The 13096-nt window shown below is 45.3% G+C and carries 13 protein-coding genes; all 13 read right to left on the minus strand.

The features are described 5' to 3' along the window. Positions 1 to 333, minus strand: a complete 333-nt coding sequence (locus HY200_09865; GenBank protein MBI3595251.1) for a hypothetical protein — start codon at positions 331 to 333, stop codon at positions 1 to 3. A gap of 164 nt (positions 334 to 497) precedes the next feature. Beyond that, positions 498 to 1418 (minus strand): protein translocase subunit SecF, encoded by a 921-nt coding sequence (gene secF / locus HY200_09870; GenBank protein ID MBI3595252.1) that lies wholly within the window; start codon positions 1416 to 1418, stop codon positions 498 to 500. A gap of 18 nt (positions 1419 to 1436) precedes the next feature. Beyond that, positions 1437 to 3077, minus strand: coding sequence for a protein translocase subunit SecD (secD, locus tag HY200_09875; GenBank protein MBI3595253.1), 1641 nt, complete (start codon positions 3075 to 3077; stop codon positions 1437 to 1439). Next, positions 3074 to 3412, minus strand: coding sequence for a preprotein translocase subunit YajC (gene yajC, locus HY200_09880; protein ID MBI3595254.1), 339 nt, complete (start codon positions 3410 to 3412; stop codon positions 3074 to 3076). Before yajC ends, secD begins: the two co-directional genes overlap by 4 nt. Positions 3413 to 3458: 46 nt before the next feature. Then, positions 3459 to 4628 (minus strand): tRNA guanosine(34) transglycosylase Tgt, encoded by a 1170-nt coding sequence (tgt, locus tag HY200_09885; protein MBI3595255.1) that lies wholly within the window; start codon positions 4626 to 4628, stop codon positions 3459 to 3461. Then, a complete protein-coding gene (locus HY200_09890) occupies positions 4589 to 6235 on the minus strand; it encodes an arginine--tRNA ligase (protein MBI3595256.1) in 1647 nt (548 codons plus the stop codon). The genes tgt and HY200_09890 overlap by 40 nt, the downstream gene beginning before the upstream one ends. Before the next feature lie 218 nt (positions 6236 to 6453). Continuing rightward, entirely contained in the window at positions 6454 to 7020 is a 567-nt protein-coding gene (locus HY200_09895; protein ID MBI3595257.1) for a hypothetical protein, read from the minus strand. Next, the gene (locus tag HY200_09900) at positions 7020 to 8279 is read right to left on the minus strand and encodes an insulinase family protein (protein MBI3595258.1); all 1260 of its coding nucleotides are present in this window, start codon (positions 8277 to 8279) and stop codon (positions 7020 to 7022) included. Before HY200_09900 ends, HY200_09895 begins: the two co-directional genes overlap by 1 nt. Before the next feature lie 35 nt (positions 8280 to 8314). Then, positions 8315 to 10420, minus strand: coding sequence for a polyribonucleotide nucleotidyltransferase (pnp, locus tag HY200_09905; protein MBI3595259.1), 2106 nt, complete (start codon positions 10418 to 10420; stop codon positions 8315 to 8317). A gap of 133 nt (positions 10421 to 10553) precedes the next feature. Beyond that, complete coding sequence (gene rpsO, locus HY200_09910) at positions 10554 to 10820, minus strand: 30S ribosomal protein S15 (protein ID MBI3595260.1); 267 nt, start codon at positions 10818 to 10820, stop codon at positions 10554 to 10556. Between the two features lie 19 nt (positions 10821 to 10839). Then, positions 10840 to 11745: a tRNA pseudouridine(55) synthase TruB gene (truB, locus tag HY200_09915; protein MBI3595261.1), complete on the minus strand. Its 906-nt coding sequence runs from the start codon at positions 11743 to 11745 to the stop codon at positions 10840 to 10842. Then, positions 11742 to 12722, minus strand: coding sequence for a bifunctional oligoribonuclease/PAP phosphatase NrnA (locus HY200_09920; protein MBI3595262.1), 981 nt, complete (start codon positions 12720 to 12722; stop codon positions 11742 to 11744). Before HY200_09920 ends, truB begins: the two co-directional genes overlap by 4 nt. Before the next feature lie 9 nt (positions 12723 to 12731). Next, positions 12732 to 13094: a 30S ribosome-binding factor RbfA gene (gene rbfA / locus HY200_09925; GenBank protein MBI3595263.1), complete on the minus strand. Its 363-nt coding sequence runs from the start codon at positions 13092 to 13094 to the stop codon at positions 12732 to 12734. Positions 13095 to 13096: the final 2 nt, after the last annotated feature.

Raw genomic sequence — 13096 nt, forward strand, 5'->3', positions numbered from 1 at the left:
TTACTTTGATCCGAGATGTTCGGCCGGTTCTTTTCCCCCGCCCCCGGAGTCCTGCGATTCGGCTCTGCCGGATTCGTGCGACTCCCCATTTACAGATTCGTGATCTTCGTGAACACTTTCGTGATGACCGGCGTCAGAAAGCAGGTCCCGGTCTGATTCCTTTTCCAATTCACCGATTTCACTTGTTTCTCTGCCAGAAGAAGGATCGACCGATTCTTTTACAGTCACGTCTCGATCATTCGAATAATCGCCTTCTAACGCCAAAGCCTGTGAACCAAAGCTGAGTCCGAAAATAACGGTCAGTCCCCAAAATAGCTGTAAATCCTTACTCATTACTCCTCCTTTTAGTAGTAGAGGTTTCTTAATTTGAAAAAGACAAACTCCGTCTATTATATGAACTGCATCTTTTATGCCAGTTTAAGGAAATGCAACATATTGATTTTTTTGATATTTTAAAAAAATTGTTCTCTCTCACTCGCCGGATTTCAAGCAATTCCTCAGGCCATTCGACGAAGAAGTTTTCCCTTGCTCCCTTTCCAAACGACAAGGATTGGGCTTGCGACAAATATGGAAGAGTAAGTTCCGATAACAACTCCCATCAGAAGAGCAAATGAAAAGTCATGAATCACCTCTCCCCCAAAAAAGAATAGAGCCAATAGGACGAGAAAGACCGTCAAGGAGACTACAATCGTACGACTCAATACCTGATTGATGCCATTGTTAATCACCTGTTCCAGGGTCTCCCGGCTTCTCAGCCTTAAATTCTCCCTGATCCGGTCAAAAACTACCACCGTATCCGTCAAGGAGTATCCGGCAAGCGTTAAAAGCGCAGTCACAATAAGAAGATTAATCTCCCTATGCAATAAATAAAATATTCCCAAAACAGCCAAAACATCATGAAATGTCGCAATGGCCGCCGCCACACCAAATCTAAACTCGAAACGAAAGGCTATATAGATGATAATTCCGAGCATGGCGATCCCAACAGCAAGCGTCGCATCTTTTTGAAGTTTCTGACCGATCGTAGGTCCGATCTCTTCGCTGCTATCAATGACAAAATGATTGTCTGGCAGTTCCTTTGTAAAAATTGAAACGACTTTTTCTGCAATCTTTTCCTGAATGGTTGTCTGTTTCTTGATTCGTATCAGGAGTTTATTCCCCTCTGAAAACTCCTGGAGTTCTGCTTCCTTCAGATCATTTTTTTCCAAAATCACCCTGGCATCCTCAATCTTGACAGGGTGTTCGAATTTAAGCTGAACAGCCGTTCCTCCGGCAAAATCAATTCCGAGATTGGCCTTTCCCATACTGATCGAGAATAGAGAAATGAGCCCTAACACAATCATCAATCCGGAAAACAGAAATGCATAGTAGCGCTTACCTATAAAATCAATTCGCGTCTTCCCTAATAATTCAAACATGCATCGCACCTCACCTTTTTATATACTTAAAGTTTCTATCTTTTTTCTCATGGTTATCATGTCAAATATCACCTTGGTTCCGACCAGCGACGTGAAAAGATTGATGGTCACGCCCAGACTCAGGGAGACCGCAAACCCCTTGATGGGCCCTGTTCCAAAAATAAACAGGACCAATGCCGTAATCAGTGTCGTCACATGGGAATCAATGATGGTCAGAAAGGCCTTATCATATCCCGAGTCGATTGCTCCCCGAACCGGTTTCCCCAGCCGAAGCTCTTCGCGGATTCGTTCAAAAATAAGAACGTTTGAATCGACGGACATCCCGATGGTCAAAATGATGCCGGCGATACCCGGCAAAGTTAATGTGGCATTCAGCGCTGCCAAAGCGCCAATCAACAAAATCACATTCAGTACCAGAGCGAAATCCGCGATGAGCCCCGCTAACCGGTAATAGAAAATCATGAAAACCACCACAAGTAATGTGCCCCATTTTGCGGCCCGGAAACCCATCTCGATAGAATCTCTCCCCAAAGAAGGACCGACCGTCACGTTCTGGATTGTTTTAACCGGGGCGGGAAGCGCACCGGCCCGCAGTACAATGGCCAGGCTGGTTGCTTCTTCCGGGGTAAATCCGCCTGAAATCTGGGCCCGTCCGCCCAAAATTCGGTCTTGAATAACCGGGGCGGAATAGACCGTACCGTCCAGTATGATCGCAAGGCGTTTTCTCACATTTTCGGCCGTAATGGTTTCAAACTGTTTTGAACCGGTTCTGTCAAAAACCACTGAGACATAGGGCTTATTGTATTCATCGAATGACATCCGCGCATCACTCAATTTGTCGCCTGTCAACAAAGTTCTTTTTTTGATCAGAAAAGGACGTTTAGTAACAGCCTGGCTATCCTTGTCCACAATTTTTTCAAAAAGAATTTCATCGCCTTCTGGAATTCTGGGGCCAAATTCAGATTTAAATTTTTCTTCCTGATCCAGTTTAAGACTGTTGGGAAGTTCTCTGGAAAAACTGTTTTCGTCATCCACCAGTTTAAACTCCAGAAGCGCGGTCGTTTTGATCAGAGAGAGTGCCTGTTGAGGATTTTTTATGCCGGGAAGCTGAATCAGGATCTGGTTCGTCCCCTGCCTCTGGATCAACGGTTCTGCAACACCAAACTGGTCGATCCGATTTCGAATGGTCTCCATCGATTGGGAGACCGCGTTCTCCTTGATTCGGCTAGCCTCGTCATTTGACAGCGTCAATAACAGGGCATTGTCTTTCGATTCCTTGCTGATTAAGAAAGGAAATTGATCATTGATCACTTTTGTCAACGTTTCTTTTGCTTCCTTTCTGGGATACTCAATCAGAATATCGGACATCGCCACTTTTTTAACCGAACTGACCTCAATCTTTTTTTCATTTGCGGAATCTTTGATCCCCGCCATCATTTGATCCAGATTATTTGAAACAGCCTCATCTTGTTCCACTTCAAGAACAAGATGAATTCCACCTTGTAAATCAAGGCCAAGATTGATTCCTTTATTCGGAAAAATATTTCCCCACCAGCTGGGGAAAAGGGAATAGAATCGGGTGGAAGGTAAAAAAAACACAATCGAACTGAGTATCGTCAAACTAATTAAAATGATTCTTCCCTTGATCCCCTTTTTCATGATCCTTTCTCTCCTTCCTCTTCCGCCTTCCTTAACCCTGTCACCCCTTCACGGATGACCTTGATTTTAACATTGTCCGCGATTTGAAGCGTAACCACGTCCTGATTGATACTGGTCACCGATCCAATAACACCGCCTACTGTCACAACGCGATCACCTTTTTTGAGATTTTCGAGCATCTGTTTATGACTCTTTGCTTTCTTCTGCTGGGGAAGGATGAGCAAGAAATAAAAGACGATAAAAATCAATCCAAAGGGGATAAGTGTCGCAAGCATACTCCCTTCGGACCCTCCTGCAGCAGGAACGGCCTGAGCATAAGCCACCGAACTAAACATAGACTCTCCTTTTATGATAAACAAGCCACAGTTTTTTTCTCTTTGACTAATGGCCCGTCTGGATGGTTACACTGTTTCGAAGATGGTAAAACTCTCTGCAAAACGTATCCAAGTTATTATTGTTGATGGATTGCCGAATCTCTTTCATCAGATCTAAATAATAAGAAAGATTATGAATCGTATTGAGATGAATTCCCAAAATCTCATTTGACATGAAGAGATGCCTCAAATACGCCCGGGTGAAGTTCCTGCAAGTATAACACCGGCAAAGCGCATCGACCGGATCGGAATCGGACGCATACCTGGCATTTCTGATGGCAATTTCTCCAAAGTGGGTAAAGAGCTCTCCGGTTCTGGCATGCCGGGTAGGCAATGTGCAATCGAAGAGATCCACCCCCTGCAGAACTCCCTGAACGAGATCTTCCGGGGTTCCGATTCCCATGACGTATCGTGGTTTCTTCTCCGGAAACAACGGTAGAATCGCTTCCATCGTTTCATACATGAGTGGTTTGGGTTCCCCCACCGACATGCCTCCCAGCGCGTAAGCAGAAAAATTGAGTTCGATGAGCTGTTGAAGGCTTCTTTCCCGAAGCACAGGGTAGAAACCCCCTTGAACAATCCCGACCAGTGTCATTTCTTCTCTTTTTTTTTGGGCAGTTTGGCAACGCGAAGCCCAGCGGGTCGTCCGACTGAGAGAATCCTCGGTCTCCCGGAATGAAGCGGGATATGGGAGGCATTCATCGAGAACCATCATAAAGTCACTTCCGAGATTTTCCTGTACCTCGATTGCGAACTCCGGAGAAAAGAAATGGGATGATCCATCCAGGTGGGACTTGAATTGAACACCTTCTTCGGATATTTTTGAGAGCTGGCCTAAGCTAAATATCTGGAACCCTCCGCTGTCAGTCAAGATCGGTTTCGACCAGGACATAAAGGAATGTAGTCCCCCCAGTTGCACAATGGCCTTGTCTCCGGGCCTCAAAAAAAGGTGATAGGTATTTCCGAGAATAATCTCTGTGCCGACTTCATCGAGATCCCGGGGTGACATTGATTTTACAGAACCATGCGTTCCGACCGGCATAAATACCGGTGTCCGAATCTCTCCATGCGGGGTAGTCAATAATCCCGTTCTGGCTTTCGAAGAAGAATCCTTTTTGAGTATCTGAAAGTCCAACTCTACATTTTCTCCGGCGTATGAACTCCAAGAACTTCCAATCCGTTGGCCAGCACGATCTTGATTGCCTGGGTCAGCACTAGGCGGCTACGCGTCAATGGGATATCATCTGACAGGATTCGGTTCTTATAATAATACTGATGAAGGGATCCGGCAAGATCCTGAAGATAGTAAGCAAGCCGGTGCGGTTCCAGTGCCCCGACAGAATCTTGAACCACCTGAGGATACAAAGCGAGCTGTTTCATCAAGGCAAGTTCCTGATCCAGAGTTAATAAATTCAGATCCGCTCCATCCTCATTGCAATCTGTTTTTTGATTTTCAGCATTTCTTAAAACGGAACAAAGTCTTGCATAGGCATACTGAACATAAAAGACCGGGTTCTCATTCGACTCCTTCTTGGCAAGCTCGAGATCAAAATCGAGCGTAATATCCGTTCCCCGGGTCAGAAAGAAGAATCGGGTTGCGTCCGGACCGACTTCGTCAATCACCTCCCGAAGAGTCACATATTCTCCTGATCTCTTGGACATGGCGACGGGCTTTCCTTCTCTCACCAGATTGACCAATTGAATCAACAGAATGTCCAGTTTTTTCGGATCGTATCCAAGCGCCTTTATGGCCGCTTTGACGCGATTGATATACCCATGGTGATCGGCTCCCCAGATATTGATCATCCGGTCATATCCACGCTTGAATTTATGATAATGGTAAGCAATATCGGACGCGTAATAGGTCTTTTCTCCGTTCTTCTTGATGACAATCCGGTCCTTGTCATCGCCAAGTCGAAGGGTAGCAAACCACGTGGCTCCATCCGATTCATATAAGAATCCATTTGTTTTCAAGGTTTCGAGCGTTTCTGACACAAGGTTTGAATCGTACAGCTCTTTTTCAGAAAACCAGTCGGTAAACCGGATATCGAGCCGGTCCAGATCTTTTTTGATCTCTTCCAGAATAATGGATTTGGCAAATTGTGTGAAGAAAGGAACCATTTCGGTTTCGTTTGCGGGGAGTGAAATGTTTTTCGAAATGATTTCCCGCGCAATTTCCGTCACGTATTCACCGAGATATCCTTCAGCTGGAATTTCCGAGTTCTCGCCTTGTAATTGCCGGTATCTGGCCCAGGTCGATTGTCCCAGAAGCTCCACCTGTTTTCCGACGTCATTGATATAATATTCACATTGCACATCATGACCGGTCATTTTGAAAAGCTTGGCCAGAGAATCTCCCACGACCGCTCCGCGCCCATGACCGACATGGAGTGGCCCCGTGGGATTCGCGCTGACAAATTCGATCTGCACTTTTATCCCATTTCCACCCTCGGACCAGCCATACTTATTTTGTTTTTGAATAATCTCCCGCAGTTTATCGTGCCAGTAACTGATTTTTAATGTAATATTGAGATACCCCGCACCCGCAATCTCGATTTTTTCTATCAGAGGGTGTCCGGCTAATAGATTGAATAGTTTCTCCGCGATTTTCCGGGGAGACTGGCGGGTCATTGCACCGATCGCCATGGCGACCGGCGTCGCGTAGTCTCCCTGGCTTGCTTTTTTGGGAACTTCCAGTAAGACCGGCGGAAGCTCTTTAAGCTGAAACTCTTCTTGTAGAGCACTGACCCCTTTTTCGATCATCATTTTGAGTTCGTTCTTCATAGGGTTAGAGGCAGGTTAAAACGACAAATAAATGGTTTAGTATAGTGATTTTAACAGAAAAGTCAAATCTGAAATGAAGAAAAAAGAAGAAAAAACAACAAGATCGAATCAATTACGTCATCAAACTATCTACGTTGCAAATCACTTTAAAATTCAAGCGCATTTCCATCGTTCTATTTACCTGCCAACACTTTAACTGCTATTAAACAATTCATAAGTCAAAAATCTTCTTTAAGATCTTTGAAATTGCCTGAATCATTCCACATGGAGAGGAATTTTTCTTTCGCTTTCTTTGTATTTAGAGAATCCGTAATAATATCAAGTCGTTCGTCATTCAGATGATCGGCCGTCCAGGTTTGATTGAAAGAACCTGATGTGTTGGCGTGTTCGTCGATGACCGATTGTTTAATATGCATTAATCCGTCGTGACGGTTTACTTTTACAGGGATCTCTGCTTCGAGGAGCGCTTTAACTGCACGATGGGTATTTTTGTTTTCAAGCTCGCCGGCATCCGTAATCACTCGGACATCAATCCCCTTCTTCTTAGCCTTAATTAACGTTTTGATAATCGGCCAGGAGGTCATATTAAAACAAGCGACATAAATGGATTTTTCGGCAGTTTGATAAAGGGAAATCATTTTATCCTGAAGATGTTCTTCAGGACCGTAATAGCTTTGAATATCGCCCGCTAGACCAATTTCGGGTAGCAATAGGACAAAGAAGAGGAGCAGACAACTTATTCTAGAAAACTGGGGAAGGAAACGTTTGAATTCGATTGAATCCATCAAGAGAATAAGATGTCAGAATCGAGTTCTTTTTTGCCGAGAGGTCCAAGCGTCGTTAATGAAAATCGGGTGGCATCGAAAACCTGATTCGCGATTTGAAACACCGACTCTTTCGTGACCGTCTCGATATCATTCAAGACCTCTTCCATGCTGAAAAATCTCCCAAAAGAGAGCTCGTCCTTTGCCAATTGTCCCATTCTGCTGCTGGTGCTCTCCATTCCAAGCATCATGCTCCCTTTCAAATGATCCTTCGCTTTTCGCAATTCTTTTGAACTTAAACCTTCATTTCTTAATTTCTTAAGTTCTTTTAGAATAATCTGAATCACTTGACGCGCACTCTTGACGCTCGTTCCGGCATAAACGGTAAAGAGCCCGGTATCCTGAAAGAACGAAGGATAAGAATAAATTGAGTAAACCAGGCCTCTTTCTTCCCGGACCTCCTGGAACAGACGCGAGCTGACGCTTCCCCCGAGTACCGTATTTAAGATATGAAGGGGATGCCGGTTCTTATCGGTCTGGGAAACTCCGGGAATTCCGAGACAGAGATGGAGCTGTTCCAGATTTTTTCTTTTACAGAAAACTCCCGTCTCCATTTGGGGAGCTATCCTCTCGGGAATAAATCGTTTCCGGTTATGATACTTTCCGAATGCCCGGTTCAGACTTTTAAACAGAACGGTGGAATTAAAATTTCCGGCAATAGAAATGACAATTTGGGTTGGGTGATAATATTTTTGCAAAAAATACAGGATATCTTCCCGTTTTAATGAAGAGACGGTATCAAGGGTCCCCAGAATCGATCGTCCGAGGGGGTTTTTTTTCCAGACCTGTTCAAGGTAAAAGTCGTTGAGAAGCTCTTCCGGATCATCTTCGACCATTTTAATCTCTTCAAGGATGACCTTTTTTTCTTTTTTAATTTCTGCGGGATCAAAAACGGAATGATGAAATACATCCGCAAGAATTTCAATTGCTTTGGGAAGGTGATCATCCAGAACCTTCGTATAAAAGGTTGTCGATTCCCTCGTGGTGAAGGCGTTCATTTCTCCACCGAGAGAATCCATCACCTGAGCAAGTTCTTTAGCCGACTTTCTCTGCGTCCCCTTAAAAAACATATGCTCCAGAAAGTGAGAAAGCCCATGTTCGCTCCCTTCTTCGTCTCTGGATCCGACGTTGACCCATATCCCAATGGACACAGATTTGACCGACGGGATCCTTTCCGTCACAATACGGATCCCGTTATCTAAGATCACCTTTTTAAACATAAAAGCCTTTTATTGGAAAGATGCAGAAGATCGTATCAGTTTGCTTCTTTGTTTTCAGGCGCGGTCATCGCCTCCTTCCGGCTTAATCGGATTTTTCCCTGCTTGTCAATTTCCAGGACTTTGACCAGGATCTCTTCCCCTTCTTTGACTTCATCGGAAACATTTTTGACCCGGTGATGTGCGAGCTGGGATACATGTACCAGACCATCGACTGTGGGAAGTATCGTCACAAACGCTCCGAAATCCATAATCTTGCTCACTTTTCCGAGGTAGATCTTTCCCACTTCCACTTCTTCGGTAATCTTATTGATGATTTCGATTGCCGCTTTTGCAGAAGCGTCATCGCTTGACGCGATCGCAATCGTCCCGTCGTCCTCGATATCGATCTTTACACCCGTTCGTTCAATAATACTCCGGATCATTTTTCCGCCAGGACCAATGACCTCGCGAACTTTCTCCGGCTTGATTTTAATTCGAATGATTTTAGGGGCATAGATCGAACACTCTTTTTTCGGTTCCGCAAGGGTATTTTGCATTTTTTCAAGAATGTGGAGTCTCCCTATGCGGGCCTGTTCGAGCGCCCGGGAAAGGGTGGCACTATCCAGTCCGTCAATTTTAATATCCATCTGAATCGCCGTCACGCCATTGCGCGTACCGGCAACTTTAAAATCCATATCGCCGAGATGATCTTCCTGGCCCAGGATGTCTGACAAGATCAAGGTCTGGTTTCCCTCTTTAATCAATCCCATGGCAATTCCTGCAACCGGCGCTTTAATCGGCACGCCGGCATCCATTAAGGCAAGCGTTCCGCCGCAGACTGTCGCCATGGATGACGAACCATTTGATTCCAATATATCCGAAACAATCCGGATCGTGTAAGGAAAGGTTTCTTTAGGAGGAAGGATGGCTCTCAATGCCCTTTCAGCCAATGCGCCATGTCCGATCTCCCTGCGACCTGGCCCTCTCATCGCCCTGACTTCCCCGACGCTAAATCCTGGAAAATTATAATGAAGCATGAAACTCTTTGTCGTAGCCCCTTCTAACCCGTCGATTTTCTGTTCATCATCGGAGGTTCCCAGAGTCACAACGGCCAGACTCTGAGTCTCTCCCCGCGTGAAAAGTGCTGAACCGTGAGTTCTTGGCAATACGGAAACTTCTGAGGTGATGGGCCGGATATCCGCGGTACCTCTTCCGTCTGAACGGATTCCCTTTTCGATCACACCTTTCCTCACAACCTCTTTCTCAATCTCATGAAAAACGACATTGATATCTCTTTGGCGGTCAGGATCTCCATTTTCGGACTTGAGCTCCTCCTGGATATTCTCCCGTATGGCATTGAGTGCCTCCTGGCGCTGACTCTTTTCCGCAATCTGAACGGCCTCTTCTATTTTAGTTCTTACGGCTTTGTCGACCTGACTTCTCAGCTCGGCATGAATTTCTATCGAAATCAGTTTCTGCTTAGGCTTACCTGCTTTGGCCTGTAGTTCCTTTTGTAAAGCAATAATCTTTCTTATTTCCCGATGGGCCAGGTCGATCGCTTTTAATATCTGTTCCTCGGACAATTCCTGTGCACCCCCTTCCACCATCATCACCGCATCTTCGGTCGCCGCGACAATCATATTCAGATCGCTTTTATCCGATTCCGTGGCGTCGAGATTGATGACCAGTTCGCCATTCATCCGGCTGACTCTTACTGCAGCAACCGAACTATAAAAGGGAATATCTGAAATCATCAACGCGGCGGATGCGCCAATAATACCGAGAAAATCAGTCGATCCGCTCTGGTCAGCTGATAAGACCGACGCGACGACATGGATGTCATTAAAAAACGAGGAGGGGAATAGCGGTCTCAAAGGACGATCAATCAGCCGGCTATTTAAGATCTCCTTCTCGGACGATTTACCTTCTCGCTTGAAAAAACCACCCGGAATTTTACCGGCTGCATAAGCCTTTTCCTGGTAGTCTACGGTCAGGGGAAGAAAGTCAATTCCCGGCTTGCTCATTTTAGAGGCTACCGCGGTCACTAAAATCACCGTGTCTCCATATTGGGCTTTTACCGCTCCATCCGCGAGCCTGGCCCAGACTCCGGTTTCAAGGATTAATTTCTTTCCAGCCAGCATCATTTCCACTTTATGCAACATTATTTTTCTCTCTCTATTTCCTTGTAATTTTAGGAGTCACTTGCAATGACCCTCTCTGCCGCCCATCAGGAACAAGTCCCTTGACTGTTCCTGTCTCCTGCCCTGGTTCAGGGTGACTTTTACAAAATGTAGGTTATTTACGGATGCCCAATTTGGCAATGATCTGCTGATATCCACTTAAATTTTTCTTTTTGAGATAATCGAGCATCTTTCTTCTTTGACTCACAAGTCTGATTAACCCCCGACGCGAATGATGATCCTTCTTGTGGGTTTTAAAATGATCCGTCAGGTACGTAATTCGATTGCTCAATATAGCAATCTGAACCTCCGCCGACCCTGTATCATTGACATGAGTTTGAAATTGTTGAATCAATTCTTTTTTCTGCTCCTTAGCTAGCATGAGACTTCCTTCTCCTCTCTTATTGAACTAAAACCTTGTCAATTTTTATTTGTTTTGTCCCTTCATTTTCAAACACTCCGAGCGCGACGAGCGTACCACTCCTGCTTTTCAAACAGACCAAATTCCCTTTCTTGAGAAATTCCCCTTCTCCGTCTTTCAAATGCAATGGCGAACCATGAATGATCTTTTTTTCACTCCATTCATCTAGAGAAATAGACGGGAAACTTTTCATCACTTCATCCATGCCATATAGTTCCATATCTATCCGCTTCGTTGCAACATATTCGGAGATTTCTTCCAGAGTAATGGAATCCGCTATTTCAAAGGGACCTGACCGGAGCCTTCTAAGTGAATAGAGATGCGCCCCGGTTCCCAGTGACCGGCCCATATCGTGGCACAGGGTCCGGATATAAGTCCCTTTTGAACAATGGATCTTCATCAAGATATCGCGCCCTTCTTTTCGAAGGTAGTCCATATGATGAATCGTCACAACCCGTGCAGGAATTCTGACCTCTTCTCCGTTTCTCGCCCGTTTGTAAGAGGGGACTCCGTCGATCTTGATTGCAGAAAATGCAGGAGGTATCTGGGTAATTTCTCCCGTCAATTCCATCATGCAACGTTTAAGATCTTCTTCCGAAACGGACTCCCATCGCTTCTCTTCCAATATTTCGCCCGAAGCGTCCTGAGTGGACGTCGAGACGCCTAAACGCATGACAGCTTGATATTCCTTATCCATTCCCATCAGGTATTCAACCAAGCGGGTTGCTTTTCCGATACAGAGTACCAGAACGCCTGTTGCATCCGGGTCAAGCGTTCCGGCATGCCCGATCTTTTTTATGTTGAGGAGTCTCCTGGCGCGGACAACAACATCATGGGAAGTCAAACCCGCAGGTTTGTCGACATTTAAGACTCCATTTTCAATCAAGAACGGAACATCCTTGTCTCAATGGCTTTCATGACTTTTTCCCTGACCTCTTTAAGAGAGCCCTGAACAGTACAACCCGCCGCTTTCTTATGACCTCCGCCGCCAAAACTTTCGGCGATTTCTGAGACATCTAGGGCTTTCTGGGCTCTTAAGCTCACTTTATACTCAGCCGGATTCACTTCGCGAAACAGGATGGCAACCTCCACTCCCTTGATCGATCTGGGATAATTCACGAAATTCTCCGTGTCTTCGGCGGTCGTTCCGGTTTGTTTAAACATCGCCCCGGCTACGGACACCGACGCAATTCTTCCGTCCGAACTAACGTCGAGCGATTCAAGGACTTTTCCAAGAAGAGCGAGCCGACTTTTCGAACTGGTGTCAAAAATCCCTTTCGCAATCTGGTTCACGTCAATCCCTTTTGAAACACATTCCGCTGCAATTTTGAACATTTTTTCCGTGGTATTTGAATAATGGAATGATCCGGTTTCAGTAATGACTGTGGTATATATCGCAGTCGCAATGGAAGGGGTGAGCGTTCCTTTGAGCGCCACGATGAGATCATAGATCATTTCTCCGGTTGCGCTGGCCTCGCCTTCGATCCAGTTCACGGTTCCGAATCCCTTATTGGTCACATGATGGTCGATATTGATCACTTCTTTGGATGGATAAGGGATTTTTTGACCGGGAGCCGGATTTTTGAAATAACCGGTTCTTGCAACATCTCCACAATCACAGACACAAATAACATCGTATTGCCCTTCTATTGCAGGAGATTGATAAATCATATTTTTCTCCGGAAGGAATTCGAGAAAATAGGGAATCGGATCTCGAATTACAACTTTGGCATTCTTGCCCAGCTGTTTTAGAAATAATGCCAAGGCCAGAGACGACCCTAAAGCATCTCCCTCAGGACTCATATGCGTTGTCACCATAAAATTCTGGTGTCTTTTAATGACTTCAATGGCTTGGTTTATCATGGTCATCCCTCAAACCTCGTTCTCTTTTTTTCTAACCTTTTCCAGCAAATCCAATATCTTCAGTGGCGATTCAGATTCGAGCTTGAAAATTAACTCCGGAACATACCGCAGCTGCAACGCCTTGCCAAGCTCCTTTCGAATGTATCCGACGGTACGAGAGAGATTTTTTATCACCTCTTCACCGGATGTTTCAATGGAAGGAGCCACATATACCCGGGCAGTCCTCAAGTCATCATTCACCTGAACGAAAGTTACTGTGACGAAACCGACTCTCGGATCTTTTATTTTCGTGGAAAGGATATTGGCAATCTCGGCCTTAATCGCCTCCCCCACGCGGTCCGCTCTTTTAAATGGTTCCGGAAAAGATTTCAAGG

This window comes from Nitrospirota bacterium, from assembly GCA_016194305.1.
In the GTDB taxonomy this organism is placed as follows: domain Bacteria; phylum Nitrospirota; class Nitrospiria; order JACQBW01; family JACQBW01; genus JACQBW01.